The organism is Thiopseudomonas sp. SA1F2-1K (assembly GCF_057443035.1).
On record NZ_CM172014.1, the window covers coordinates 363,395 to 389,674 of the forward strand.

The following is a 26,280-nucleotide window of genomic DNA, read 5'->3' on the forward strand; positions in this document are numbered from 1 at the left end:
GGCTGTTCCAGATTGCTTTTGCCCCTTAGTTTTATAGGTTGAGAGAATGCACGATAAAGATTTTACCCAGCGTTTTTTATTTGAAGACGCAGACGTCCGGGGCGAGCTAGCGCAACTGGATCAAACCTATCAGCAGGTATTGCAGCGCCATGCTTATCCTCCTGCAGTCGCTGTTCTATTAGGTGAGCTATTGGCTGCCGCGGCTTTATTGGTCGGCACCCTTAAGTTTGATGGTTTGTTAACCCTGCAGGCCCGTTCAGAAGGACCAGTTTCTTTACTGATGGTAGAGTGCTCCAGTGAGCGTGAAATGCGTGCTATTGCCCGTTATGATCAGGCCCAATTAGGTGCTGAGCAAGGCTTTAAGCAGTTGATGCCCAATGGCATTATGGCCATGACCATTGAACCCAAAGATGGCCAGCGTTATCAGGGCTTAGTGGCCTTTGAAGGAGAAACGCTAGCTGACTCACTGAATGCTTATTTCGCTAATTCAGAGCAATTAGGTAGCCATTTTTGGTTAGCCGCGGATGGTCAGCAAGCCCGGGGCTTTTTGTTGCAGCAATTGCCCGTTGACCGCGTACCAGAAGCGGATCAGCGGCAGCAGCACTGGGAGCATGTACTCACCTTAGCCCAGACCCTGACTAAAGATGAATTGTTTGCCTTAGATAATGCGACCATCTTGCATCGTCTTTACCATGAGGAAAATATTCTATTATTTGATCCGGCGACAGTGTGCTTTAACTGCAGCTGCTCACGAGAACGTTCAATTCATGCTCTGGTAAGTTTGGGGCGTGAGGACGTTGAAGCGCTGCTGAAAGAAAAACAAGATCTAATTGAGATTGATTGTCAGTTCTGCAACGAGCGCTATTTATTTGATGGTAAAGATGTGGCGCAAATCTTCGAACAAGCAGAACAGAGTGATCAGTCGCAGACCGTGCATTAATTAGTAAAAGCTGGCATAATTACGCACACAATTTTTCCATGTAGTGCCTAGCCTTTTGGCACTACAAAACTTTTGGAGGAGTCGGCACTTGCCGATGGGGACTACATGACGCAAGCAAAACCTGCTGTGTACACCAATATTAGTGCAGCTCAATTAGTAGAAGAAGCTGTATTACGTGGCGAAGGCACCTTAGCTGATACTGGTGCACTCGTTGTTAAAACTGGCCATCGTACAGGCCGCTCTCCTGCGGATCGTTTTATCGTACAAGAGGCAAGCACCGAAGCGCATATTGCTTGGGGCCCAATTAACCGTCCATTCTGTGCCGATAAGTTCGCTGCACTGTGGGATCGTGTTGAAGCCTTTAACAATGCACAAGATCACTTTGTTTCCCATGTACACGTAGGTTCTGCTGAAGCTCATTACCTACCAGTGAAAATGACTACGCAAACCGCGTGGCAGAACTTGTTTGGTCGTTGCTTATTTATTGAGCCAGAGACCTATAACCCAAGCAATAAAGATGAGTGGCAGATTCTTAACGTTGCCAACTTTGAATGTGTGCCAGAGCGTGATGGTACTAACTCAGATGGTTGCGTGATTATTAACTTTGCTGAGCGTAAAGTTTTAATTGCTGGTATGCGTTATGCCGGTGAAATGAAAAAAGCCATGTTCTCAGTGCAGAACTACCTGCTGCCAGCGGTAGATGTATTACCTATGCACTGTGCGGCTAACATTGGTGAAGAAGGCGATGTGAGCTTGTTCTTCGGTTTATCCGGTACCGGTAAAACCACCCTGTCCGCCGATGAAAGCCGTTACCTAATTGGTGATGATGAGCACGGTTGGGGCGAGGGTGTGGTATTTAACATTGAAGGCGGTTGCTACGCCAAATGTATTGACCTGTCAGAAAAGAATGAGCCTGTTATCTGGAAAGCCATTAAATTTGGTGCAGTTCTAGAAAACGTTGTGCTAGATGAGCAACGCAGCCCAGACTATGAAGATGATAGCCTCACGCAAAACAGCCGTGCAGCTTACCCTTTGACTCACGTTGAAAAGCGTTCAGAGAAAAACTTTGGCGGTGAGCCAAATGCAGTTATCTTCTTAACCTGCGACCTAACAGGCGTATTGCCACCGGTATCTATCCTGAATAACGAGCAGGCGGCTTACCACTTCTTGTCGGGTTACACGGCGTTAGTTGGTTCAACCGAAATGGGTTCTGGCGAAGGTATTCGCTCTACTTTCTCTACGTGCTTCGGTGCGCCATTCTTCCCACGTCCAGCGGGCGAGTATGCTGAGTTACTGATCAAGCGGATTAACGCCTTTGGTTCGAAAGTGTACTTGGTAAACACCGGTTGGACTGGTGGTGGTTACGGCGTGGGTCAGCGCTTTAACATTCCGACCACCCGTGCAGTGATTGCGGCTATCCAAGGGGGCACCTTAGTAGGTGCAGAAACTGAACACTTGCCAATTATTAACTTGGATGTACCAACATCAGTGCCTGGCGTAGACAGCAACTTGCTCAATCCACGCAATACATGGGCCGATAAAGCAGCCTATGATGCCGCTGCTAAAGAGCTAGCCGCTAAATTTATTGATAACTTTGAAAAGTTTGACGTATCTGAGGCGATTAAAGCTGCAGGTCCTAAGCTGTAAGTTAGTTTTGCGTTACATAAAAACCGCCTAATTCTGGGCGGTTTTTTATTGGTGGACGATTTTTCTGCAGCCTAACAATCGTTTAGTGAACACTGTGCAGGGCACCTAGGTCTGAGCTAGGTATCTGTGTAAGCCATGTTTGCAGGTGAATTTGCTCGAAGGAGAGGGTCATGAATCAGCAGCTGTTAATTTATGTCTTTGGTGGAACTGGGGATCTGGCGCTGAGTAAGCTCATTCCAGCGTTGTATGTCTTATTTAAAGATCGCTGCCTGCCAGAGCAGATGCAGATTGTCGGAATTTCCCGAAAAAAAATGAGTGATGCTGAGTACCAGCAATTGACTGAAAAAAGCTGCCGTAGTTTTGAGGGGCAAGCCTTTGATGCGGCGAGCTGGCAGCAGTTTAGTCAGCATTTAGCTTACCTTGCGTTGGATGCGAGCCACGCTGCTGAGTACGCCAAGTTAAAAGCCCATCTTCTGCAGCAGGCGCCAGATGCAGCCGCGCGCACGGTGATTTATTATCTGGCGACAGCGCCGCAGTTATTTGCCCCTATTGCTAACCACATTGGCACGATCGGCTTGGCCGAAGCCAACGCACGGATTGTGATTGAAAAACCGTTAGGGCATTCCTTAGCTTCAGCATTAGCGATTAATCAGCAAATTGGTCAAAGTTTTGCAGAAGAAAATATTTATCGCATTGATCATTATTTAGGCAAAGAAACAGTGCAAAATCTAATGGCATTACGCTTTGCCAATGCCTTGTTTGAGCCGGTATGGCGGGCTGCGCATATTGATCATGTGCAAATTAGCGTGCTGGAAACGGTAGGGATCGGCAGCCGGGGTGAGTACTACGATCAAGCTGGCGCCATGCGTGACATGCTGCAAAATCATTTGCTGCAATTACTGTGCTTAACCGCCATGGAAGCGCCTATGCGCTTTGATGCGGAAGCGGTGCGCAATGAGAAGGTTAAGGTGCTTCAAGCACTCAAACCGATCACCTCAGCCAGTGTGCAAGAGAAAACGGTGCGCGGGCAATATACAGCGGGCACGCTAAATGGTGAGGCGGTAGCGGCGTATTACTTTGAGAAAAATGTCGATAATGACAGTGACACCGAAACCTTCGTCGCACTGGAAGCTGAAATTGATAACTGGCGCTGGGCAGGCGTGCCCTTTTATTTGCGTACCGGTAAACGCTTAGCGCAAAAAACCTCAGAAATTGTGATTCAGTTTAAGCCAGTACCGCATTACTTATTTAATAACAATGCGGTTAATCGGTTAATTATTCGGCTGCAGCCAGAAGAGCGGATTACCTTAGAGTTAATGGCGAAAATTCCTGGTAAGGGCATGAATTTGCAGCCTGTAGCCTTGGATATTGATTTGGCCAATGCGTTTAAAACTACCCGCCGTTGGGATGCGTATGAGCGCTTATTGTTAGATGTAATTGAGGCTGATTCGACGCTATTTATGCGCCGCGATGAGGTGGAAGCGGCTTGGCAATGGGTGGATGGTATTTTACGCGCCTGGAAAGCCAACGCTAAGCAACCCAAAGCCTATGCCGCAGGAAGCGATGGGCCAGAAGATGCCCGGCAAATGTTAGCCCATCAAGGGCGGCAATGGTTTAAAGCACCAGCTAAATAAACTGTTGAACAATTAATAGCTGCGGAAAATATATTTTTGTAGTATAACTACAGCCTCACTACATATTGGTTTAAAGTTGAGTAGGTTGCGTGAATTTATTACAGCAGGTAGCAGAATCCCGTGAGGTTCTGCGTAAGTCAGAACTTAAAGTCGCCGATTATGTACTCCAGCATCCAGCGGATGTGATGCATAGCTCGATGGCTGAGTTGGCGGCTGCCGTAGGTGTTAGTGAGCCGACCATTGTGCGTTTTAGTCGCGCTGTGGGTTGTGCTGGTTTTCAGGATTTAAAACTTAAGCTGGCGCAAAGCCTTGCCTCTGGGGCGAGCTTTGGTCAGTTTGAAATTAAAGAGTCAGATGCGGTTACTGATTTTTCGCTAAAGATTTTTGACACCACATTGCACACCTTAATGGAAGTGCGTGAATCACTTAATGTCGATGCCTTAGAGCGGGCAATTAAAGTAATGGCGCAAGCACAGCGGGTTGAGTTTTATGGCTTTGGCGCCTCAGGCGCAGTGGCCGCTGACGCCCAGCATAAGTTTTTCCGCTTACTACTGACTGCGGCGGCTTACAGTGATCCGCATATGCAGGCCATGTCGGCGGTCACTTTAAAGCCAACCGATGTTGCCATTTGTATTTCGCAATCAGGTCGCTCGAAAGACTTGTTAACCACCGCTAACTTGGTGCGGGAAACCGGGGCGATTTTGATAACCCTGTGTCCGAGTGAAACACCGCTGGCAGAGTTAGCCACAATTCACTTAGCGATTGACGTGCAAGAAGATACCGAAATCTATACACCGCTGACCTCACGGATTGCTCACCTAGTGGTGATTGATGTGCTAGCGATGGGCGTCGCTATGGCGCGTGGGCCTGATTTAGTTAATCATTTGAAAAGCGTTAAACGCAGCTTGCGTAGTCTGCGTTTGTCGAATAAAACCAAGTAGAGTCGATATGTGCAAGGTTTCCCTGTGCTAAGAGCACAGGGAGTTAAGCGATTAGTCGTTCTTATTAATTTCGCGGTAGCGCTCATTCAGCTCTAGGCGAATTTGTCGACGTTGTTCTCCATTTTTAAAGCGGCGAATTTGCTCTGGAGTCTGTGGATTTAACGGTGGAACGGCCACGGGTTTGCGATCTTCACCCATGGCGACCATAGTAAAGAAACAGCTATTGGTATGGCGCACGTGTTTTTGTTGAATATTTTCCGTAATCACCTTGATACCAATCTCCATTGAGGTGCGACCAGTGTAGTTAACTGAGGCTAAAAAAGTGACTAGCTCACCGACATGAATCGGCTGACGAAAAACCACCTGATCCACCGATAAGGTCACTACGTAGCTGCCGGCATAGCGGCTCGCACAGGCGTAAGCAACTTCATCAAGGTATTTAAGTAAGGTGCCACCGTGTACGTTACCTGAAAAGTTGGCTTTATCAGGGGTCATTAACACGGTCATGCTTAGGGTTGAAGCTCCAGGTGTCATCATCATCTCAGTTTTACAAAAGTAGTTAACAAATAAGCTCAAATTTAAGCATTGAGCCAGACCTCACTGCACCAGTCCCAGATCGACTCCCATTCTTCATCGGTGAGTTCTTGGGTGGCATAATCCCATGCATAAATAACCCCGTCAGGATCGCTGGCATAAATTAGACTACCGGTGTCACAGACAGGCACTAAATAACGGGGTAAACCTTGCTCCCAAGCTAAGGCAGTGACCTCAGGTAAATAGGTGTGGGAGTTGGGATCGCTGGCGGTGACTGGCTCAATCGAGCCATACACCACATCACTGACAGTGAGTAAGAATTGACGTAGATCATAAGGGATATGCAGTAAAATTTCCTCTTGAATTTCCACCAAAACTTCTTCATCAGGGAGTTCAAGGGGAACCGGTGTTGCTTCACAGCGCTCTCTGAGCAGCTCGATTACTTCTTCCATTACAGGGCCTCTAAGCACCACGGCAAATATTGCATGTGGTGTGTAATTAATCGGAAATTAGCTGAGGATTTTGCCTTTCTTTTTCAGCGCCCGTTGCCGCATGGTGATATTGAGCGCCTCAACGGCTAAGGAGAAGGCCATCGCAAAGTAGATATAACCCTTAGGCACATGCACATCAAAACTTTCTGCAATCAGTAAAGTGCCGACCACGATTAAAAATGATAAGGCTAATACCTTAAGTGATGGGTGTTGATCAATAAAATTACTGATCGGTGCAGCAGCTAACATCATTACCAATACGGAGCACATAATAGCTGCCACCATGACTGGTACATGCTGCACCAAGCCAACTGCAGTGATGACAGAGTCGAGGGAGAATACAATATCAATCAGTGCAATCTGTAGCATCAGCCCCATAAAGCCGCCAGTTGACGGTTTGGCCGTTTGTTCAGCGTTTTCGCCTTCAACGCTATGCCATACCTCGGTGGTACTTTTAAACAGTAAAAATAGGCCACCGAAGAATAAAATCAAATCGCGGCCAGAAATACTTTGTTCAAAGACGACAAAGAGCTCTTTGGTTAAGCCCATCACCCAAGAAATGGATAGTAATAATAAAATTCGCGTGATCATGGCTAATCCCAACCCTAGGGTACGCCCTAACTTTTGTTGGGTTTTGGGCAGGCGTGCGACCAAAATCGAGATAAAAATAATATTATCAATGCCCAACACAATTTCTAAGGCGGCTAGGGTAATGAACGCGACCCAAATTTCGGGATTAGTTAGCCATTCCATTTCAGGTTACTCATTGTCAGCTAAGGGAAGCGGACCGTTGGCACCACGCCAGCGGCGAATAATTTTTTGAAAAAATAAGCTGTTAGGAATTTGCAGTAAGGCACCAGCATTACCTTCGGAAATATCTTCTAGGGTGGTGTAGAGCATATTAATAGCTACCACGCGCCCTTTAACACCAGGCTTTTCTGCACTTTCTAAGACTTCCACATAGTCGCCAATCCGAAACGGGCCAACGGTAAAAATTAGTGCTGCACAGAGTAAATTCGAGAGCACACTCCAAGCGGCAAAAAAAGCAATGGCAGCAACGGCGACAAATCCGGTGAGTGCGGTCCAGAGCGCGTTGGCAGAAACCCCTAAGCGTTCCAAAATGAGCATAAAGGCACTACCGAGAATCAGCCAGCGAATGGCCCCACGCAGTGGCAGTAGCATGCTGGGTGGCATGTGATAACGCTCGGCTATGCGAGTGAAGGCGCGAGTTAAAATTCGTTGAATCAACCACGCCATCAGAATAATAAATAAAATTCTGCCACCAGGAATTAAAATGCCTAGCCAATCATTAGCCCAGACTTGAAAAGTCTCATTCATTCAGCTGTCTCCAATTGTTGCTGTAGCTCCTCTAATTGCTCAAGGCATTCGAGCCACGCCAGTTCGAGTTGTTCCGCTTCAGCTTTAAATTTAGCCTGCTCAGCGAGGCAGGTTTTAAGTTGATCCTTGGCTGCAGTTTCGTAGATTGATGGATTAGCTAATTGCTGCTCAATTCGCTGGAGGTGATTTTGGGTTTGATCCAGCTGCTGTTCTAACTTATCGGCTTGCTTGCGATAAGGCGCTAGTTGTTGGCGTAACGCAGCAGCTGCTTGACGTTGGGCTTTTCGATCAATTTTATTGCTTGCCTCAGTGGAGGCCACACTCGCTGGACTGAGCTGCTGTTGTCTGAACTCTGCCAGCCAGCGACTGTAGTCGTCTAAATCACCGTCGAAGGCTTGAACGCTACCATTAGCCACTAAGTACAGCTCATCGATGGTACTTTTGAGTAAATGACGATCGTGGGAAACCAGTAATAGCGCGCCTTCAAAAACTTGCAAAGCCATACTGAGGGCTTGGCGCATTTCTAAGTCAAGGTGGTTAGTTGGCTCATCTAGCAGTAGTAAATTAGGTTTGCCCCAAGCAATTAAAGCGAGGGCTAAACGGGCTTTTTCACCACCAGAAAAGTTGTGAATTGCCTGATCGCAGCGTTCGCCCCTAAAATCAAAACCACCTAAAAAGTCTCTAAGGGTTTGTTCGCGCTCACTGGGTGCGAGACGCTGTAAATGCAATAGCGGGCTAGCCTGCATATCTAAGGCATCCAGCTGGTGTTGAGCAAAGTAGCCAATTACCAGGTTTTCACCCAGCGTGAGTTCACCGCTTAATAGTGGCAGCTCTTGCACCAGGGTTTTAATCAGGGTGGATTTACCTGCACCATTAGGACCTAACAGGGCAATGCGTGCTCCAGGCACTAACTGTAATTGAATTTGCTGCAAAATAGTCTGCTGGCCATGCCCCAGATCGGCATGCTTGAGACTTAGCAGCGGCATTGAGATTTTATCAGCTTCACGAAAACGGAAGTTAAACGGAGAGTCTAAGTGTGCGGGAGCTAAGGCTTCCATACGCTCTAGGGCTTTGACGCGGCTTTGGGCTTGCTTGGCTTTGCTGGCTTTGGCTTTAAAGCGGCGAATAAAATCTTCCATGTGCGCGCGCTGGGCTTGCTGTTTTTCAAAGGCTTGCTGTTGTTGCACGATGCGTTCGGCACGGGCACGCTCAAAGGCCGTATAGCCACCGCGGTATAAAATCAGCTTTTGTCGTTCAAAATGCACGATGTGATTGACTACGGCATCTAAAAAATCGCGGTCGTGGGAAATCAACAATAAGGTGCCAGGGTAACTTTGCAGCCAGCTTTCTAACCATAAAATAGCGTCTAGATCTAGGTGGTTAGTAGGCTCATCAAGTAGCAGCAAATCTGAGGGGCACATCAAAGCCTGGGCTAAGTTTAAGCGCATTCGCCAGCCCCCTGAAAAACTACTAACTGGGCGTTCCATTTGCGCCTCAGTAAAACCTAAGCCAGCCAGTAGTTTGCGGGCTCTAGAGTCAGCGGTGTAGCCTTGCAAGGCGTCAAAGCTGGCATGCAGCCCAGCGAGGGCTAAGCCATCGGCATTTGCCTCTGCGACTTGCAGTTGCTGTTGCACTTGGCGCAGCTCAGTATCACCGTCTAACACATAATCAATAGCACTACGCTCAAGGGTATCGACTTCTTGCTTCATATGAGCAATCCGCCAGTCAGCGGGTAAATCACAATGGCCAGCATCAGCCTGTAATTGACCGCGCAGCAAAGCAAAGAGACTGGATTTTCCCGCCCCATTGGCTCCAATCAGGCCTAGTTTATGACCGGGGTGGACGGTCAGTGAGGCGTCTTCTAGTAAGCGCAGTGGTCCGCGCTGTAGCGTCAGCTGATCAATTCGAATCATGAAAATACTCGTCGTAGAGTCAACCAAAGGCACCTAAGGGTGCCTTGGTAAAACTGAATTTTATCGAAAAAATAAATCCTGAGCTACAGGCGTAACCCCGTAGTTAGGCGAGTGACTAAGCTTTACGCAGAATCAGTAAGAGACTGAAAAGAGCGATTAAGCAGAAACTAAAAAAGCTTAGTTGAGCGAGGTTAAAGCCAAAAAAAGTCCAATCAATTTTGGCGCAGTCAGCTGTGCCATGTAAGGTTTTGTTAATCACATCAATTAAAGGAAATGCTTGAATCATATAGTCCATGGAGGGCAGGCAAGCAGGTAACTCATCAGCTGGTAAGGTTTGCAGCCACATTTGTCGTCCAGCAGTTGCCATACCTAAAGCACTAACCACTAATGTGCCCGCAGCATAGAGTTTACGACCTAAGGCTGCGGGATTATGCAGCGCTGCAATGAAAAAAATCAGGCCTAAGGTAAATACTTCAATTCGTTGCACATAACATAATGGGCAAGGCTCTAAACCCACCACATATTGCAAATAATAGGCCCCAGCGATCAGGCCGCAGCAGCCTAGAAGACCAAGGATAAATAACGGGCGAAACGATGTGCTCATAAGGATAACCAGCAGGGATATAAGCGCCTTATCCTAGCGGTAAGAATAAGGCGCTGACAAGTTATTAAGAATCGGAGGGGGCCGGTAGTTGTTGGCCGCCTGCAGTAAGCTGCAAGCCTTCGCTGAACAGCTGATTACTGCGCTGAGTTTCCCCTAGCTCACCGAGCAACTGTGCTAGCTCGACACAGGTCTGTGCTTGACGGGCATGCTGTAGGCTACGTTCAAAATAGTCTTTAGCTTTACCCCATAACTGATTTTTTACACATAAGCGGGCTAAGCAGCGTAATAAAATAGGATTGTTCGGTTGTTGTGGTAACCAGCTTTCTGCTAACTGTAGTTGTTTAGCTAGATCCGAGCCTGGAATACGGCCATAGAGTTCGATTAAACGATTATTTAATGACTGTTTAAGGGCTTGGCGTAGTAGCTGTTCAGCTTCGTTACTGGAGCCTAAACGATGTAGCTCAAAGCTGTAAGCCGCTAAGATTGCGGGATCATGGCGTAACGAGTTAGAGAGCTGTTTCCAAGCCTGTTGCAGTTTTTCGCGCGCAAGTTGTTTATCATTTTCTAACTCACAGCTTTGCTCAATCCGCCCAATCCAGGCTTTGCGCTCTAGCTCATCGAGCTGCTCTGGGGTCATGGTTTTAGCTTTACGTAGCGCTGGCAGTAAAGATAAAACCGTTGGCCAATCTTCTTGGATTTGCAGGACATGCTGCAATCGCTCTAAGACTTCTTTATTGGTGGGGTAATTATGCTGCATGGCCATTAGCGTTTCCTGGGCAGCAAAACGATCATCCCTATACCATTGCAGCTCAGCATGGGTGAGTGCTACTGCTAGTTCGGCTTTTGGCTGGCGAGCGAGGGCTTGTTCTAAATAGCTTTCAGCCTCTTCAGAGTGACCTAGGCGCTCAGCGGCTTGGGCCGCGCCAAGTAGATAGACTAAAGGCTGTGGGTTATCACGGGCTGCTAGTTTTAAGTGGCGTAGAGCCGTTTCCCAACGACCTTCAGCTAGTTCAAGCATACCTTTTTCGGCCGCAATGCGCGCGCGGCGACGGCGATTGAGGCTCGACCAAGGGTTTAACACCCCCGCAGAAATTAGCAGCATAGTGAGCAACAGTCGCACGGCGTACAGCCCCACGCCAATCACTGCCAGAATAGCTAAAAACACCCACAGGCTGGACTCAAAACGATAGCCTTTCCAAGCCAGCAGCACATAACCGGTGTGTTGGGTCATCATTACGCCAACGGCTGCGGCAATCACGATGGCGAGTAAAATAAATAAATAGGCGCGCTTCATAATTAATTAGCCTCTTGTTCAGTGGCTGCTTTAGGTTGTGCCCGTTGCTGAATATAGGTTTGCAGTGTGTGGATTGCGGCAGAAAGGTCAGGCATTTTCTGATTGACAGGTTGTTGGCTAAGTTCTTGTACCTGATTGCGTAAGGCTTGAGCAGGTTGATCTTCAGCGCTAAAAAACTCATCAATAATAGCTGCGGTTTGCTTGAGAGCGCCCTGATAGACCTCGGTTTCACCGTTTAGAGCGGCCCATTGCGCTTGTTCCAGCGCTAAGCTAAGGGATAGACGAACCTCAGTTAAACTTTTGCCGGCCAGCAGCGGCTTCAATACTTCACCGGTTTCAGTGCTGATGCGCACATATTTAGCCATTTCATCTTGCCATTCTTCCCAGCGTGTCGGTTGCTTAGTGGCTGATTTGGGGGCATCGGCTTGAAATTCAGGCAGAGCTGAAACCAAACTTTTAGCTTGGTCGCGTAGTGCACCTAAGCGCACAAATAAACCGGTACGATCCAATTTAGCTAGGCTATCTAGCTGGGTTAGATTTTTTGCTAGCGCTTCACGGGCGGCAAAGGCAGCAGGATCATTTTGGCTGTAGAGGATTTGATCTGCACCATCAATCAACACTCGCGCACTGCTAACATCTTGGAGGGCAGACAAACGTAAGCTGGCCATCCGTAATAAGTGCTCAGCTTCAGCTAAGCGCCAGTCTTGGCGACTTGAGCCTAATGCTAACTCGACCCGTTCCGCTAGTTTTTGCTGATCAGCTTGTAAGTGCGCCACTAGTTGACGCTCTTGGGCTAGCGCGTCGGCTTTAGGTAATGCGGCTAAGCGTTGCTCGAGCAGGCTCTGCTGCTCTGCTAATTGATTGTTTAATCCATCAATCGCTGTTAGCGCACTGTGTAACTCTGACTGTAGTTGTACAGTGCTGTCTGCTGAGTTTGATTGGCTTAAGCCCCAAGCCCCCAAGCCTAGACCTAAAATCGCGATGACTAAAGCGGCGCTGGCGAGGCCTTTAGCTGACTTTTCCGTGCTCTGAGTGGTTGCAGCGCTAGGTGCAGTATGAGCAGTGGTTGATTGCGAGCCAGTTGCATCTTTGCTGGAATGATTCGAGGCCGTCGCTGCAGTAGGCGCTTGAGCTGGCTTGGTTTCAGAATTAGGTGCTTGGCTCATGGCTTAATCCTTGTTCTTTAATAAAGATGAAGAGTGGTGCAGTGCGGCAATTAGTTTTTGGTTGCTTGCACCCTGACAATTAATAACCTGCTGCGCGCCTGCTTGTTTGGCGGTTGCCGCAACACGTGCACTCGGCACAAAAAGTGGCATGGCTTGCAGGAGGTTCCATTTATCTGCTGCTAACTTTAGCAAATTTAGTAGGCTTTGCTCACTACTAACGGCAATTCCATTGAGTTGCTCTTGGTTGATACGTTGAATTAACTCATCGGCTGCATAGTCAGGCAGATAGCGCTGATAAATCGGTAAAAAATCCACCTGTACTTGCTGCGCTTTTAACGTATTAGCTAAAAACTCACGCCCCGTACTACCGCGTACAATCAGTACCCGTGGCTGTACTGCTTGGGTTAGCGACTGTTGAAAGCTAGGTAGGGCCAGCAACGCTTCACTGTCATCCCCGTCATGGGGATCAGGCCAGTGCGTGACAAGTCCTTGTTGTTGCAGAATCTTTCCCGAAGCCGCGCCTACGGTAAACCAAGTTGGGTGTAGCGGTGGCTGCACCCAATAACGATCTAAGCGCTCAAGAATTAAGCGAGCAGCGGGTTTGCTGACCACCACAATGGCGTGATATTGATCTAGATTTAGCAATAGCGCGCGCTGCGCGGCTGTTTCAGTCAGTTCGCGCATGGCCAATAACGGCAAGCTGCTGCTATAAATTTGCTGCTCAGCCAGCTGCGCTGCTAGCAGAGCGCAGTCGGCAGCGGGCCGAGTGATCAATAAGCGCCATGCACTCATGGTGTTTCAGCGTCCTGATAAACTGCGGCTAAAATCTCGCCTGCGCCTTGGCTGAGTAAGTCTTCAGCGACCTGCACCCCCAATTGACTGGCTTGGGTGCGTGGAGCACGGGCTTGGGCCATCAGTAACTGACTGCCATCGGGCTGACCGACCATACCACGCAGCCATAGTTGATCTTGTTCGAGTACGGCATAGCAAGCGATAGGCACTTGGCAGCCACCATTAAGGTGCGTGTTTAGGGCACGTTCGGCGGTGACTCGATCAGCAGTATCGGGATCATGTAGCACAGCTAATAGTTGATGCAGTTCGTCATCATCGACGCGGCACTCAATACCTACCGCACCTTGGCCGCCAGCTGGAAGGCTATCTTCAACCGATAAATAGCTGCGAATCCGTTCAGCAAAGCCTAAACGTAGTAGACCCGCTGCAGCTAAAATAATGGCGTCGTACTCTCCCGCATCCAATTTGGCGAGACGGGTATTCACGTTGCCACGTAAAAAATTAATGGTTAGATCGGGGCGAAGTTTTAGTAGTTGGGCTTGGCGGCGTAAGCTGGAGGTGCCGACAATACTGCCTTGGGGCAGCTCGTCTAATGAAGAAAAATTATTGGAAACAAAGGCGTCGCGTGGATCTTCGCGCTCACAGATGCAAAATAACCCCAAGCCTTCAGGAAAATGCATAGGTACATCTTTCATTGAGTGCACAGCAATATCTGCCCGGTCTTCGAGTAACGCCAGCTCTAACTCTTTAACAAATAAGCCTTTACCGCCAATTTTCGCCAGCGGTGAGTCCAGTAGTTGGTCACCGCGACTAACCATAGGGACTAAGCTAACTTTAAGATTCGGGTGAGCTTTTTCTAACTCACTTTTAACAAATTCGGCTTGCCACAAAGCAAGCGCACTTTTACGAGTAGCAATACGAATTTCACGAGATGACATAGTTAAACATCCAATCCAAACAGTTCGGTGCGGCACAGCATGACACTCAAGGTCACACAACTAAATAAAGGATACAAGAATCACGAATGATAACAGGCAGCGCCAACGAATGCCGGATTCTTGTTTAACTGCCGTGCTCTTCAATGGCTTTACGGACTGCGCTGGCATGTCGGCGGCTAATATTTAATGGGTGGTCTAGCCCTTTAAGGTGAATTTGTAAGGCGTTACTGCTGGTTCGCTCTAGACGCTGAGCAGCATCTAAATTAATCAGTGCATTACGATGGATGCGTAAAAACTGGCTCCCTAGTTCTTCTTCTAAGGACTTTAAAGAGTCTTCGATCAGCACTTCGCCTTGTTTGTGAATCACTGATACATATTTATTATCGGCAATAAAACAAATGACCGATTTAACAGGAACGAGCTCATTACCTTTGTGGGTTCTGGCTGAGATATGGGTGCGACCATGCTCTGCTTGAGTTTTGTTTAGTTTATTAAGTTGTAGCTGGGTAAGTTTAGCCGCGTTATCTAAAGCTTTGGTGAGCTGCTCCAATCGGATTGGTTTAACCAGGTAGCCTTCAGCGCAGGCATCAAAGGCTTGTAAGGCATACTCATCATGAGCTGTACAGAAAATAACAGCAGGAGTTGGGTTTAATTGTTTAAGTTGCGCAGCTGTTTCTAGTCCAGATAGTCCAGGCATATTAATGTCTAGTAAGACAATTTCTGGTGCATACTGTTTAGCCAGTTCGATGGTCTCTTGACCATTCTTAGCCTCTTTAGCCAAAACGTTATAGCTGTTTAACTGCTTCAAAAGGCGTAGTAGTCGCTCCCTTGCTAGGGGTTCGTCGTCAGCAATTAATACATTAATCATGATTGAGTTCCCAGTCAGTTAAGGCATAGCTTAGGGTGGTAGTAAATTGCTCGCCATCTTGGTGTGCGGTTAATCGAGCTGACTCGCCAAAATAGACTTGCAGCCGCGCCTGTATATTTTTTAACGCAATCTGGCTACCTTTAGAAGGAATAGCGTTAATCGGACAGGAGTTACTGAGCATTAAGTTAAAATACTGATCCTTGATTACGGCATTTACAAAAATTGTTCCACCTTCAACTAAGGGGTGTATTCCGTGTATGAGTGCATTTTCTAATAGTGGTTGCAGTGTCAGGTGAGGAATAGGTAGCTCTGCAGGGATTGTTTCAATTTGCCAGCGCATGCTTAACCGCTCACCTAAGCGATATTGCTCGATAGATAGATAACGCTTAGCGAGTGTGAGTTCCTTTTGCCATGTGCTTAAACTATCGGGATGAGCGAGGCTGGCGCGAAATAAGTCAGACAAATCCAGGATAGCTTGTTCCGCTTTTTCAGGATCTACAGCAATGAGGCTGGCAATGCTATTTAAACTATTAAATAAAAAGTGCGGTTGGATACGGGCTTGTAGAGCGGTTAAGCGAGCGCGCAATTCCGTTTGTTTTTGTTGTTGCCAAAGGCTGATTAAGTAAAAATAACGTAAAGTCAAAGCGGCGATAATAAAGCTAATTAAACCAAAGCGAACAGAAGTAAAAAAAAGGCTTTCACTGTTAATAAAAAGCGGTGTGTACACATAAAAAACTAGCTGAGTTTGTAATAAGGTTAGCCCAACAACCCCTAGACAACAGACCACACCTGCAGTTAGCGGTCGCCAGCGTGCTAAATAAGGGTGTAGCCAGCAGATCAGTCCAGCGCTGAGTAATACGATCCACTGACTAAATAATGAAATTAAGCCAAAACGTTGCCAATCGAACTCGGTGAGGCGAGACTCTGAGAGAATCACAATTAGAATAAAGAGCTCAGTAAGGATAACCAGACTAAGTAAAGCACGGCTTTCACAGAGTTTTGGGACGAAAAATTCATCTTCTAGTTGCAGTTGCTGCTCGAATGAGTCCATGTATGCTTTTCCTTAGGCTTAGATAGTCTTGGAGCATACTATTCTAATTTAAAGTCTGTTAAGTAGAGTGCAGGAATGTAGGCTAGTACTCAGGTTGGCTAGCCAGCGCCTAGTTTCTCTGGTTAAGATAGGCCAAGGAATTTAACCTAGAAGGAGTCATTGCTGACATCGTAGCCAAGGTTACGTTTAATTAAGGTGAATTTAATGCGTAAGCCGTCAACCCAGATTGAACCCAGTGTGGGTAACCTCCATGAGCCGTGTTCCGAGCCCATTTCTGCTGTACGAGCTCAGCCCCAGGCGCGGCTTACAGGATGTGGTAGATGGCTGACAAGTTTAGTTTGGTGCCTGTTGCTGGTGGGAGTGAGTGCAGGGTTTTATTGGCAACAAACCAAGCTAGAGCAATTACAGCAGCGCTTAACTCAAGCCGAACAGGCGACTCAGCAGCAGTACGTACAAGGCGAAGAGCAGCGCGATTTAACGCTACAACAAACGTTGGCTAAACAGCAGTTGTTGGCTTCTCATTTGCACCAGTTAAAGCAGCAGATGATTGAGCAGGCGCAACAGCAAACGGTGCTGCAACGCGCACTAACGGTGTTGAATAATCAGCAACAAGAGCACGCTGCGCTCACGGTAAGCAATGCAGAACTAAAGCAGCAGCTAGCGACATTACGCACAGCCCAGCAAAGCGCGTTACAAACCCATAGTGAACATCAGCAGCAATTGGCTGAACAACAACAGGCGCAGCAGCAACTGAGCCAGACCCTAGCTGAGCGCCTTGCTCAGCAGCACACTCAGCTAACAGAACTTGAGGCGCAGCAGCGCCTGCTGCAAAGCACCGCCAATGAGCTGCAGACATTACAGCGTGAGCACTCCGCTGGGTTCAAACGCGTCACTGCCTTAGAGCAGCAACTGGCGCAACCTGAGGCAGAGTCTGCTGACTTAGCCTCGCTAAAAGCGGATAGCCTTTGGTTAAAAATGGAGTTGGAGCAGTTGCAGCAGCAATTGTACAGCCTGTCGAGTGATCGCCCGATCAGTACCGAGACGGCTGTTAGCAAACAAGAATTTGATGCCTATAAAGCACAGTTTAGTCGCCGCCTAGCAGAGCTAGAGCGGCGTTAGTTAGTGATTGAGTGGATTAATTTTACCGCGGCACTCAATCATTACCCGTTCGATACACTGATCCAGTAGTTTAATTTCCTGGTCAATGTTGGCGCCTGGGGTTTTGAGCAAGGTTTCGCAGAGCTTGCACTGCGCTCTAAGCTGCGGCACTCCGCAGTATTTGGTGGCCCCATGCAGGCGATGCACGCGTTCCAGTAAGCTTTCGCGATTCCCTTCATTAAAGGCTTGTTGAATAAAGGAGCGATCTGCTGGCAGTGAATCTAGCAGTAGTTCGAGTAAATCCAGCGCCAGTTTTTTGCGACCTCCCGCCAGTTGAATACTTTCGGAAAAATCAAATACCGCCAATTGAGTGGTGGGGTTGGCAGGGGCCGGCGGGCTCAGTGGCTGAGGTTTTGGCGGCGCGACCCAGTGCCCGGTCCAAGTTAAAATCAGTTGAATCAGGGTTTGTTCGTTAACCGGTTTGGTAATGAAATCGTTAAACCCGCGCTGTTTTAAGTCGCGCCGTTCCTCAATAAAGGCATGGGCGGTGACCGCGACAATTGGCGTTTGTGAGCGATTAACTTCTTTTTCCCAGACCCGCATTTTGTGCATTGTTTGTTTGCCGTCTAGTCCGGGCATTTTAATGTCCATTAGCACTAAATCGGGCGTATTAACTTTAAAGGCTTCTAAGGCCGACCAGCCATCGGCAAAGCTCATGACGTTGAGGTTCATTTCACGCAACAAGGTGCTAATAAAAGTCAGGTTGGCGGCATTATCGTCAACGCACATAATGTTAAGACTCCGCCCGACTGCGGTTGGCTGCGGCGCGTGACTTAAGCGGTGGTGCGGGGTGGACTCGGCTTGGGTGCTGTGACGATAAAATAGTTGTTGAATTTGCCGTAAGGCGATGGGTTTGTGGAAAATTTGGCTGGCATAGTCCGTCAGGTGCGACTGATAAGTGTCCAGTTCAGTGGTGGAGCAGATCACTAGAGTAAAACACTGCTCGCGACTTAAGGTGTCTAAAATTGGCTTGAGCACTTGGGGCGCATAGTTGCGCGTACTGATGGCTAAAATAGCATAGCGAATCGGTACCTCGAGCTTTTTGGCCTGCTGTACTTGCTGCACTAAGTGTTCTAGATCATCGGCCACCATCGGCGTGAGTTGCAGTTCTTTTAATTGTAGGTGTAGGCTTTGGCGAGCTAATAGGTGTTCTTCAAAGGTAATGACGCGCTCGTTTTCTAGATGTTCAATGAGTAAAGGTTCGGCATCCGAGAGTGACTTTTTCAGCGGCAAAGTAAACCAGAACTCTGAGCCAACGCTTGGTTGGCTATTTACCCCAATCGCTCCGCCCATTTGCTCGATTAGATGTTTAGAAATGCTTAAGCCCAGTCCTGAACCTTGGGCATGACTTGGAATGGAACTCTGCACCTGTTGGAAGGCTTCAAATAAGCTATTGAGTTCGTTCTCTTGCAGGCCAATGCCTGTGTCTTGGATACAAAAACGCAGCAGCGAGGTGTCTTCTTGTTCATCTTCGAGCATCACTCGAATAACCACGTGACCTTCATGGGTGAATTTAATGGCGTTACTAATCAAATTGGTGAGTATTTGCTGTAAACGGAGTGGATCACCGATAAAGCTGTTGGGTGTGTCTTGGTAGACTAATTGGATTAGCTCAAGCTGTTTTTCATGGGCGCTGGTGGAAAGCAGCATTAAGGTGTCATGTAAAATATCGCGCAAACTAAAGGGCATGCTTTCAAAAATTACCTTGCCAGCTTCTAAGCGTGAAAAATCCAGCACCTGATTTAAGATTCCCAGCAGATTTTCAGCTGATGACTGAATAATGTTCAGGTAATTCATCTGCCGACTAGAAAGCTCGCTTTTTTTCAGCAGGCTCGTAAAGCCTAAAATACCATTCAGCGGTGTGCGAATTTCATGGCTAATACTGGTTAAAAACTCGGTTTTAATGCGGCTGGTCTCTACGGCTTCTTTACGCGCTTTATTCAGCTCAATATTTTGTATTTCAATGGTTTCAAGGTTGTGGCGAATATCTAAGGTCGACTGCTCAATACTATTTAGCATGTCTTCTTGCGCATCTTGAATTGCAATAAACATTTGATTGAGCTTTTTAGCTAGTTGGTCTAGGTCAGGGCACCCCACAGGAGCAATACGCGTATTAAGGTCTCCAGCACTAATTTGTGAGATGTTATGAGTAATAGCGCGTAATGGCTTAATCATTTTTTCGGCAAAGCGTGCTGCAAGAAAGCCTGAAATGGCAAGGCCTAGCAAAATGATAATTAAAGTAATTAGGCCAATACGATAGCTATCTAGCAAAGTAGCTATATGTGAAACTTCTAGCTCTAGCCAGCCTAGAGGTTGGTCTATAGGAGCTGCGCTTAAAGGTTCGGTGTGGAGTGGGTAAATCGGTAGAATCAGCATTGAATATTGATAGCCGCTTACAATTTGTAGGCTACTACTGTAATAGCTGGTTTTATGCTGAGTGGCTGGACCTACTTTAACAATGGGGTTTCCATGGGCATCATGAAAGTGAACAGCGCGCACATCATGATTACCTAATATCTGTTGGGCTAAGATATGTAAGGTTTCAGTATCTTTCTGGGCTAATGCTACATTGCTTAATCGAGCGGTTTGCTCAGCAATAATGTAGGAGCGCTGCATTAATTGGGCTTCTGCTTGATTAACCAGCATCCAAATAAAGCCAACACCTAGGCTCATAGCTAGTAAAGCAGCAGGGAGTAAAGTGAAATACAGTACACGACTTTTGAGATTCAAGCGGCTGAGCACAGACTTATTCCTAGTTGCGACTAAATGAGATAAAATCAAGGTGTTTATACGGTTTGGTTATAAGTGGCCGATAAGTGACATTATCAGCTAAAGCAATTAGGCGGTATTATGCCTGAATTATTTATTAGCAGATTTAGATATCGACCATGAAAACTACCTATCCTACCGTAGCCGACTATGTGGGACAGACCCCTTTAGTGCGTTTGCAGCGCTTGCCAGGTCAAACCAGCAACACCTTATTAGTAAAGTTAGAAGGTAACAATCCTGCAGGATCAGTTAAAGATCGTCCTGCGTTGTCGATGATTGAGCATGCAGAGCGTGCGGGTAACATTGCACCGGGGGATACCTTAATTGAAGCCACCTCAGGCAATACAGGGATTGCCCTAGCAATGGTGGCGGCAATTAAAGGTTATCGTATGGTGTTAATCATGCCGGATAACTCCACTGCCGAGCGCAAAGCCTCAATGAGTGCCTACGGTGCTGAGTTGATCTTGGTTGAAAGTATGGAAGCAGCGCGAGACTTAGCCCTAGAGATGCAAGCTAAAGGGCAGGGTAAGGTGTTAAATCAATTTGCCAATCCGGATAATCCATGCGCGCATTATCTGAGTACTGGCCCTGAAATTTGGCAGCAAACCGACGGGCAGATTACCCACTTTATTAGCTCGATGGGCACCACTGGCACCATTATGGGGGTGTCGCGCTATTTAAAAGAACAAAATCCACAAGTACAGATTGTGGGTTTGCAACCCACCGAAGGGGCTTCTATTCCAGGTATTCGCCGCTGGGCTCCAGAGTATTTGCCAGAAATTTTTGAGCCAGCACGGGTAGATCAAGTAGTCGATATGAGCCAAGAGCGTGCTGAAGAGTGTATGCGTCGTTTAGCTCGTGAAGAAGGCATCTTCTGTGGCGTATCTTCTGGTGGTGCGGTTGCAGCTATGCTCGACTTATCCGAACAGCTAGAAAATGCAGTGTTGGTGGCGATTATTTGTGATCGTGGTGACCGTTATCTATCCAGCGGTTTATTTGCATGAGTCAGGGTAAAGGCGGTTTACGCTTTCAGCCAGCAGGTGGCGCTAGGCAGGCCAAAATACCCGTGGGGAAAAAACAAACGTTGCGCATTGAGCGCTTAGCCCACGATGGCCGCGGAATCGCTTTTGAGCAAGGGCGTACGTGGTTTGTAGCTGGCGCTTTGCCAGAAGAGCAGGTGCGAGCTGAAGTCTTAGCGGTGCGCAGTAAGGTGGTTGAGGCCAGAGCGGATCAAGTGTTAGCGGCTAGCCCGCAGCGTCAGGCTGCTTTTTGTCCACACTATGGCGTCTGTGGCGGCTGTACCTTGCAGCATTTATCCAGTGAGCAGCAGCTCATCTTTAAACAGCAAGCAGTACAGGAGTTATTGGCGAAAGAAGGGCTACAGCATTTGCCTTGGCAGCCAGCTATTACCGGGGCGGCTCAAGGCTATCGACGAAGAGCACGGATAGCCTTGTATTTTTCACGTAAAACGCGTCAGCTTCAGGTTGGGTTTCGTGCTCTAGGCAGCACGCAGATTATCGCGATTGATAATTGCTCGATCTTAGAGCCAGCACTGCAGCAGCTATATCAAGCCTTGCTGCCGATATTAAAGCAGCTAAAACAGCCAGAAGTATTAGGTCATTTAGAGCTATTTAGCGGTGATCAGCTGGCATTCTTTTTACGTTTAGTTAAGCCCTTAGCTACTGCTGATCAGCAGCAACTAGAGCAGTTCGCTAAGCAGCAGCGCGTGCAGTTTTGGTGGCAGCTTGAGGCTGAGCCAGTACTAGCGGCAGAGAGTGGATCCAGTCCTGATTTAAGCTTTGCTGTAGAGCCAGGCAACCTACATTTGCAGTGGCGTCCGGGGGATTTTATCCAAGTGAATACCGAAGTGAATCAGCAGATGATTCAGCAGGCGCTGGAGTGGTTAGAGTTAACGCCTAACAGTAAGGTTTTAGATTTGTTTTGTGGGCTGGGTAACTTTTCATTGTCCTTGGCGCAGCGGGCAAAACAGGTGCTAGGTATTGAAGGGGCAGCGGCCATGGTGGCGCGTGCAGCAGACAATGCTGTACGCAATGGATTGACGAATGTTGAGTTTATTCAGGCAGATTTAACGCAGCCATTATCTGTGCAATTACATCGAGCCGACTTTGATCGCATCTTACTTGATCCGCCGCGAGAAGGGGCTTATGAGTTGGTGCAGTCGTTAGCCGAGTTTAAGGCAGCCAACATTGTCTATGTGTCTTGTAATCCAGCCACTTTAGCCCGAGATGCAGCAGTCTTAGTGCAGCACGGGTATACTTTGCACAAAATTAGCGTGATGAATATGTTCCCGCAAACGGGGCACATTGAAACCATGGTGTCCTTTCGCTTGTCCGAGCACACCTAGGGTTTATTTACTGAAAGACGAAACAGGATTGCACAGCTATGGTACAGGTGCGCGCAGATCAGCCTTTGTTGGCTAACGGGCGAATTGATTTATCCCGTTGGGTAGAGCAACTTTGCGAGTTTGATGACACTCTTGATCATCAAGCCTTGCTAGAGGCATGCGAGTTTGCCGAGCAAGTTGAGCATAAACAAGGCGCCAGTGATAAAAAGTGGAGTGAAGATAGCTCGAGCCTAAAAACTGGCTTAGAAATTGCGCAGATTTTAGTTGATCTCAAACTGGATCAAGAAACCTTAGTTGCTGGGATCTTGTACCGTGCGGTGCGTGAGGGCCAAGTGCAGCTAGCTGAAATTACCAGTCAGTTTGGCCCGGTAGTGGCTAAGTTGATTGATGGCGTATTGCGCATGGCAGCGATTAGCAACAGCATGAATCCGAAGGACTCAGTGGTACTAAATGCCCAGACTCAAGTCGAGAATCTGCGCAAAATGTTAGTCGCCATGGTGGATGATGTACGGGTAGCCCTGATTAAACTGGCAGAGCGTACCTGTGCGATTCGAGCGGTAAAAAATGCGCCAGAAGAAAAACGCTATCGAGTTGCCCGCGAAGTATTTGATATTTATGCGCCACTGGCCCATCGGTTGGGCATCGGTCATATCAAGTGGGAGCTGGAAGATCTTTCATTTCGTTACCTAGAGCCGGTGCAATATAAGCATATTGCCGGTCTCTTGCATGAGCGCCGAATTGACCGCGAGCAGTACATCAACGCGGTGATGGACGAGTTAAAACAAGAGCTAGACAGCGCCGGCATTGAGGCGGAAATTAGCGGTCGAGTAAAGCATATCTACTCGATTTGGCGCAAAATGCAGAAAAAAGGACTGCGTTTTAACGAAATTTATGATGTGCGGGCGGTGCGGATTTTAGTCCCACAGGTACGTGACTGCTACACCGCGCTGGGCATTGTGCATAGTTTGTGGCGCCATATCGCCCGCGAGTTTGACGACTATATTGCTAACCCTAAAGAAAATGGTTACCGCTCCTTACACACCGCTGTGATTGGGCCCGAAGGTAAGGTGCTGGAAGTGCAAATCCGTACCCAAGCCATGCATGAAGAAGCAGAGCTTGGTGTTTGTGCTCACTGGCGCTACAAAGGCACCGATGTGAAGGGCAATTCGGATCATTATGAAGAAAAAATTGCTTGGCTGCGTCAGGTGCTGGAATGGCATGAAGAGTTGGGTGACATTGGCGGTCTAGCTGAACAGCTGCGCGTAGATATTGAGCCGGATCGAGTGTATGTGTTTACGCCCGATGGTCATGCGATTGATTTGCCGAAGGGTTCTACTCCGCTAGATTTTGCGTACCGGGTACATACCGAAATTGGTCATAATTGCCGAGGGGCTAAGGTTAATGGGCGAATTGTACCGCTGACCTATAACCTGCAAACCGGTGAGCAGGTAGAGATTATTACCGGCAAAAATGGCTCTCCTAGCCGTGATTGGCTCAACAGTAACTTGGGCTATGTAAATACCAGCCGTGCCCGGGCAAAAATTGTCCACTGGTTTAAATTGCAAGATCGCGATCAAAACGTAGTGGAAGGTAAGCAAATGCTTGAGCGTGAGTTAACGCGACTGGCTTTGCTACCCGTTAACTTTGAGCGATTAGCTGAGCGCTGCAATTTAAAAAACAGTGAAGACCTGTTTGCCGCTATTGGTGCCGGTGATGTGCGGTTAACCCATGCGGTCAACTTAGCCCAGCAGTTAGTTGAGCCAAAAACGCCGACTGAGCCGGCGGTGCCGTTAATTCCACGCAAACCAACCCAGCATGCAGGTAGTAAAGATGAGGTGCGAATTGAAGGGGTTGGCAACCTAATGACGCAAATGGCTGGCTGTTGTCAGCCGCTGCCGGGGGATGGCATTGTTGGCTATATCACTTTAGGGCGAGGCGTTACTATTCACCGGCAAGATTGCGCTACCGCTTTGTTACTTGCCAGTAAAGAACCTGAACGCATGATTCAAGTGAGCTGGGGAAGTGAGCCGGTACAAACCTATCCGGTGGATATTCAGATTCGTGCTTATGATCGTTCGGGCCTGCTGCGTGATGTGACGCAGATTTTACTCAATGAAAAAGTGAACGTATTGGCGATGCAAACCCACGTCAATAAAGAAGAAAACCGCGTGCAAATTCAATTAACCATTGAAGTATCAGGGTTAGATAGCTTGGCGCGCTTGTTGGTGCAAATAGATGGCTTGCCGAACGTGATCGAGGCTCGTCGTCAGCGTTCATCCTAGTATTTGATGAGTGAGAGAAAATAACCATGGCGTGTTTGTCTGCAGCCGAGCAGCGTTACCAGTTACAGGATTTGTTATATTTAATGCAGCGTTTACGGGATCCTGAGCACGGTTGCCCGTGGGATCTTAAGCAAGACTACGCCAGTATTGTGCCGCATACCTTAGAAGAGGCCTATGAGGTAGCAGATGTCATCGAGCGAGAGGCATGGAGTGAGTTGCCAGGCGAGCTAGGCGATTTGTTGTTTCAAGTGGTGTATTACGCCCAGTTTGCTAAAGAGCAACGGCGCTTTGAGTTTGCCGATGTGGTGCATAGCGTGACGGCAAAATTAGTACGCCGCCATCCCCATGTGTTTCCTGCAGGTACGCTGTATGGCGCGCAGGATGCGCCGCGTCTGAGCGAACGACAAATTAAGCAGCGCTGGGAGCAAATTAAAGCCGAAGAGCGTGCTGAGCGCGAAGCGCAGGCCGGCGAAAGAATTCCACAGCAGTTGTCCTTATTAGATGATATTCCTCAGGGATTGCCTGCGCTTACTCGCGCGGTAAAATTACAAAAGCGTGCGGCCAGTGGTGGATTTGACTGGGACCAATTGCCCCCGGTATTTGCTAAGCTGCAAGAAGAAATCGCCGAGGTTGAGCAAGCAGTAAGAGCGCAGGATGCGACGGCAATTCAGGATGAAATCGGTGATGTGCTTTTTAGTGTGGTTAACTTGGCTCGGCATTTATCGGTAGATCCTGAACAAGCCTTGCGTCAAGCGGGGAAAAAATTCGAGCAGCGTTTTCGTTCGGTTGAACAGCAAGCAGAGGCGACAGGTAAACGCCTGAGTGATTTTTCTTTAGTTGAGTTAGAGGCGTTTTGGCAGTTAGCCAAGCAAGCGCAGTAATACTATTTTTGGGTTGAGACAACGTTTATGAGTTCTTTGCGTGATCAGTTATTAAAAGCCGGTTTAGTGAATCAAAAACAGGCAAAACAGGCAGAAAAACAGCAGCGCAAACAGCAGCGCTTAGTTAAAAAAGGGCAGGCTGAAGCGGATGTAACAGCGCAAGAAATGGCACGTAAAGCTCAAGAAGAAAAAGCCTTGCGCGATCAAGAATTAAACCGCGAGCAGCAAGAAAAAGCCGAATTAAAAGCACGGCGTGCACAAATTAAGCAGCTGATCGAAAGTGCGCGTTTGCCTAAGTTTGAAGGGGATGATTTTTACAACTTTGTGGATAACAAAAAAGTAAAACGCATTGCAGTAAATGAGCTGGTGCGCAATAAGCTCAGTAATGGCAGCTTAGCCATTGTGAGTCATGGCGGTGGTTATGAAATTATTCCCCGTGAGGCGGCCGAGAAAATCGAGCAGCGTGACCCGCGGCGTATCCTATTACTCAATACCGCCACCAACGAAGTAGAGGCGGATGATCCTTACGCTGACTATCAAATCCCCGATGATCTTATGTGGTAATCAGTGTGAATTGCCAAGGCAGCTAACAGTTGATCTAAGCCCGCATGGAGTATAAGAAAATAGCATATTATTAATTAAGTTCTGCAGTGGTAGCTGCAGGCGAATAATGA

23 protein-coding genes are annotated in these 26,280 nt (G+C 47.8%); 10 read left to right on the forward strand and 13 right to left on the reverse strand.

From position 1 onward, the window contains the following. Positions 1 to 46 precede the first annotated feature (46 nt). From hslO to hexR, 4 genes are all read left to right on the forward strand, one after another. Positions 47 to 940 (forward strand): Hsp33 family molecular chaperone HslO, encoded by an 894-nt coding sequence (hslO, locus tag AC2T15_RS01735; protein WP_286637975.1) that lies wholly within the window; start codon positions 47 to 49, stop codon positions 938 to 940. A gap of 105 nt (positions 941 to 1,045) precedes the next feature. After that, positions 1,046 to 2,587 (forward strand): phosphoenolpyruvate carboxykinase, encoded by a 1,542-nt coding sequence (locus AC2T15_RS01740; protein ID WP_053103412.1) that lies wholly within the window; start codon positions 1,046 to 1,048, stop codon positions 2,585 to 2,587. A 170-nt stretch (positions 2,588 to 2,757) separates the two neighbouring features. Further along, positions 2,758 to 4,221, forward strand: coding sequence for a glucose-6-phosphate dehydrogenase (gene zwf / locus AC2T15_RS01745; protein WP_486778577.1), 1,464 nt, complete (start codon positions 2,758 to 2,760; stop codon positions 4,219 to 4,221). An 89-nt stretch (positions 4,222 to 4,310) separates the two neighbouring features. Then, on the forward strand, positions 4,311 to 5,162 hold the full coding sequence (gene hexR / locus AC2T15_RS01750; RefSeq protein ID WP_053105104.1) for a transcriptional regulator HexR: 852 nt from the start codon (positions 4,311 to 4,313) through the stop codon (positions 5,160 to 5,162). A gap of 51 nt (positions 5,163 to 5,213) precedes the next feature. On the opposite strand, the gene AC2T15_RS01755 is transcribed toward hexR, so the two are convergent. From AC2T15_RS01755 to AC2T15_RS01810, 12 genes are all read right to left on the reverse strand, one after another. Then, a complete protein-coding gene (locus tag AC2T15_RS01755) occupies positions 5,214 to 5,696 on the reverse strand; it encodes an acyl-CoA thioesterase (protein WP_053101987.1) in 483 nt (160 codons plus the stop codon). 44 nt (positions 5,697 to 5,740) lie between these two features. Beyond that, positions 5,741 to 6,148 carry an SMI1/KNR4 family protein gene (locus AC2T15_RS01760; RefSeq protein WP_486778578.1) on the reverse strand — a complete coding sequence of 136 codons (408 nt, stop codon included), beginning with the start codon at positions 6,146 to 6,148 and terminating at the stop codon, positions 5,741 to 5,743. A gap of 57 nt (positions 6,149 to 6,205) precedes the next feature. Further along, a complete protein-coding gene (locus AC2T15_RS01765; RefSeq protein WP_053101113.1) occupies positions 6,206 to 6,940 on the reverse strand; it encodes a TerC family protein in 735 nt (244 codons plus the stop codon). Between the two features lie 6 nt (positions 6,941 to 6,946). Continuing rightward, on the reverse strand, positions 6,947 to 7,525 hold the full coding sequence (locus AC2T15_RS01770) for a mechanosensitive ion channel family protein (protein WP_053101114.1): 579 nt from the start codon (positions 7,523 to 7,525) through the stop codon (positions 6,947 to 6,949). After that, positions 7,522 to 9,438 carry an ATP-binding cassette domain-containing protein gene (locus AC2T15_RS01775; RefSeq protein WP_053101115.1) on the reverse strand — a complete coding sequence of 639 codons (1,917 nt, stop codon included), beginning with the start codon at positions 9,436 to 9,438 and terminating at the stop codon, positions 7,522 to 7,524. Before AC2T15_RS01775 ends, AC2T15_RS01770 begins: the two co-directional genes overlap by 4 nt. 115 nt (positions 9,439 to 9,553) lie before the next feature. Beyond that, positions 9,554 to 10,042 (reverse strand): disulfide bond formation protein B, encoded by a 489-nt coding sequence (locus AC2T15_RS01780; RefSeq protein WP_053101116.1) that lies wholly within the window; start codon positions 10,040 to 10,042, stop codon positions 9,554 to 9,556. A 64-nt stretch (positions 10,043 to 10,106) separates the two neighbouring features. Then, the gene (locus tag AC2T15_RS01785; protein ID WP_486778579.1) at positions 10,107 to 11,336 is read right to left on the reverse strand and encodes a heme biosynthesis HemY N-terminal domain-containing protein; all 1,230 of its coding nucleotides are present in this window, start codon (positions 11,334 to 11,336) and stop codon (positions 10,107 to 10,109) included. A gap of 2 nt (positions 11,337 to 11,338) precedes the next feature. Then, positions 11,339 to 12,502, reverse strand: a complete 1,164-nt coding sequence (locus AC2T15_RS01790) for a uroporphyrinogen-III C-methyltransferase (RefSeq protein WP_053105982.1) — start codon at positions 12,500 to 12,502, stop codon at positions 11,339 to 11,341. Between the two features lie 3 nt (positions 12,503 to 12,505). Next, on the reverse strand, positions 12,506 to 13,294 hold the full coding sequence (locus AC2T15_RS01795; RefSeq protein WP_486778580.1) for a uroporphyrinogen-III synthase: 789 nt from the start codon (positions 13,292 to 13,294) through the stop codon (positions 12,506 to 12,508). Next, positions 13,291 to 14,232: a hydroxymethylbilane synthase gene (gene hemC, locus AC2T15_RS01800; protein WP_053101121.1), complete on the reverse strand. Its 942-nt coding sequence runs from the start codon at positions 14,230 to 14,232 to the stop codon at positions 13,291 to 13,293. The genes AC2T15_RS01795 and hemC overlap by 4 nt, the downstream gene beginning before the upstream one ends. Positions 14,233 to 14,356: 124 nt before the next feature. Then, positions 14,357 to 15,097: a LytR/AlgR family response regulator transcription factor gene (locus AC2T15_RS01805; RefSeq protein ID WP_486778998.1), complete on the reverse strand. Its 741-nt coding sequence runs from the start codon at positions 15,095 to 15,097 to the stop codon at positions 14,357 to 14,359. After that, positions 15,093 to 16,151, reverse strand: coding sequence for a sensor histidine kinase (locus AC2T15_RS01810; protein ID WP_486778581.1), 1,059 nt, complete (start codon positions 16,149 to 16,151; stop codon positions 15,093 to 15,095). The genes AC2T15_RS01805 and AC2T15_RS01810 overlap by 5 nt, the downstream gene beginning before the upstream one ends. A 204-nt stretch (positions 16,152 to 16,355) precedes the next feature. Here AC2T15_RS01810 and AC2T15_RS01815 point away from each other — a divergent pair, with 204 nt between their 5' ends. After that, positions 16,356 to 17,270, forward strand: a complete 915-nt coding sequence (locus AC2T15_RS01815; RefSeq protein WP_486778582.1) for a hypothetical protein — start codon at positions 16,356 to 16,358, stop codon at positions 17,268 to 17,270. Here AC2T15_RS01815 and AC2T15_RS01820 read toward each other — a convergent pair whose 3' ends face one another. After that, complete coding sequence (locus AC2T15_RS01820; protein WP_486778583.1) at positions 17,271 to 20,051, reverse strand: ATP-binding protein; 2,781 nt, start codon at positions 20,049 to 20,051, stop codon at positions 17,271 to 17,273. A gap of 146 nt (positions 20,052 to 20,197) precedes the next feature. Between AC2T15_RS01820 and cysM the strand changes: the two genes are divergently transcribed. Genes cysM through AC2T15_RS01845 form a run of 5 tightly spaced genes read left to right on the forward strand, consistent with a single transcriptional unit; the run spans position 20,198 to position 26,170 of the window. After that, positions 20,198 to 21,082 (forward strand): cysteine synthase CysM, encoded by an 885-nt coding sequence (gene cysM, locus AC2T15_RS01825; protein ID WP_053101126.1) that lies wholly within the window; start codon positions 20,198 to 20,200, stop codon positions 21,080 to 21,082. After that, positions 21,079 to 22,443, forward strand: coding sequence for a 23S rRNA (uracil(1939)-C(5))-methyltransferase RlmD (rlmD, locus tag AC2T15_RS01830; RefSeq protein WP_486778584.1), 1,365 nt, complete (start codon positions 21,079 to 21,081; stop codon positions 22,441 to 22,443). Before cysM ends, rlmD begins: the two co-directional genes overlap by 4 nt. Before the next feature lie 38 nt (positions 22,444 to 22,481). Further along, positions 22,482 to 24,725 carry a GTP diphosphokinase gene (gene relA / locus AC2T15_RS01835; RefSeq protein WP_053101130.1) on the forward strand — a complete coding sequence of 748 codons (2,244 nt, stop codon included), beginning with the start codon at positions 22,482 to 22,484 and terminating at the stop codon, positions 24,723 to 24,725. Positions 24,726 to 24,751: 26 nt separating this feature from the next. Next, positions 24,752 to 25,606: a nucleoside triphosphate pyrophosphohydrolase gene (mazG, locus tag AC2T15_RS01840; RefSeq protein WP_053101132.1), complete on the forward strand. Its 855-nt coding sequence runs from the start codon at positions 24,752 to 24,754 to the stop codon at positions 25,604 to 25,606. Positions 25,607 to 25,633: 27 nt separating this feature from the next. Then, positions 25,634 to 26,170: a DUF2058 domain-containing protein gene (locus AC2T15_RS01845; protein WP_053101133.1), complete on the forward strand. Its 537-nt coding sequence runs from the start codon at positions 25,634 to 25,636 to the stop codon at positions 26,168 to 26,170. Positions 26,171 to 26,280: the final 110 nt, after the last annotated feature.

Excerpts from the sequence above, each read along its gene's own strand:
- hslO (WP_286637975.1), top strand. The coding sequence starts at position 47 with ATGCACGATAAAGATTTTACCCAGCGTTTTTTATTTGAAGACGCAGAC.
- AC2T15_RS01740 (WP_053103412.1), top strand. The coding sequence starts at position 1,046 with ATGACGCAAGCAAAACCTGCTGTGTACACCAATATTAGTGCAGCTCAA.
- zwf (WP_486778577.1), top strand. The coding sequence starts at position 2,758 with ATGAATCAGCAGCTGTTAATTTATGTCTTTGGTGGAACTGGGGATCTG.
- AC2T15_RS01755 (WP_053101987.1), bottom strand. The coding sequence starts at position 5,696 with ATGACACCTGGAGCTTCAACCCTAAGCATGACCGTGTTAATGACCCCT.
- AC2T15_RS01760 (WP_486778578.1), bottom strand. The coding sequence starts at position 6,148 with ATGGAAGAAGTAATCGAGCTGCTCAGAGAGCGCTGTGAAGCAACACCG.
- AC2T15_RS01765 (WP_053101113.1), bottom strand. The coding sequence starts at position 6,940 with ATGGAATGGCTAACTAATCCCGAAATTTGGGTCGCGTTCATTACCCTA.
- AC2T15_RS01770 (WP_053101114.1), bottom strand. The coding sequence starts at position 7,525 with ATGAATGAGACTTTTCAAGTCTGGGCTAATGATTGGCTAGGCATTTTA.
- AC2T15_RS01775 (WP_053101115.1), bottom strand. The coding sequence starts at position 9,438 with ATGATTCGAATTGATCAGCTGACGCTACAGCGCGGACCACTGCGCTTA.
- AC2T15_RS01780 (WP_053101116.1), bottom strand. The coding sequence starts at position 10,042 with ATGAGCACATCGTTTCGCCCGTTATTTATCCTTGGTCTTCTAGGCTGC.
- AC2T15_RS01785 (WP_486778579.1), bottom strand. The coding sequence starts at position 11,336 with ATGAAGCGCGCCTATTTATTTATTTTACTCGCCATCGTGATTGCCGCA.
- AC2T15_RS01790 (WP_053105982.1), bottom strand. The coding sequence starts at position 12,502 with ATGAGCCAAGCACCTAATTCTGAAACCAAGCCAGCTCAAGCGCCTACT.
- AC2T15_RS01795 (WP_486778580.1), bottom strand. The coding sequence starts at position 13,294 with ATGAGTGCATGGCGCTTATTGATCACTCGGCCCGCTGCCGACTGCGCT.
- hemC (WP_053101121.1), bottom strand. The coding sequence starts at position 14,232 with ATGTCATCTCGTGAAATTCGTATTGCTACTCGTAAAAGTGCGCTTGCT.
- AC2T15_RS01810 (WP_486778581.1), bottom strand. The coding sequence starts at position 16,151 with ATGGACTCATTCGAGCAGCAACTGCAACTAGAAGATGAATTTTTCGTC.
- AC2T15_RS01815 (WP_486778582.1), top strand. The coding sequence starts at position 16,356 with ATGCGTAAGCCGTCAACCCAGATTGAACCCAGTGTGGGTAACCTCCAT.
- cysM (WP_053101126.1), top strand. The coding sequence starts at position 20,198 with ATGAAAACTACCTATCCTACCGTAGCCGACTATGTGGGACAGACCCCT.
- rlmD (WP_486778584.1), top strand. The coding sequence starts at position 21,079 with ATGAGTCAGGGTAAAGGCGGTTTACGCTTTCAGCCAGCAGGTGGCGCT.
- relA (WP_053101130.1), top strand. The coding sequence starts at position 22,482 with ATGGTACAGGTGCGCGCAGATCAGCCTTTGTTGGCTAACGGGCGAATT.
- mazG (WP_053101132.1), top strand. The coding sequence starts at position 24,752 with ATGGCGTGTTTGTCTGCAGCCGAGCAGCGTTACCAGTTACAGGATTTG.
- AC2T15_RS01845 (WP_053101133.1), top strand. The coding sequence starts at position 25,634 with ATGAGTTCTTTGCGTGATCAGTTATTAAAAGCCGGTTTAGTGAATCAA.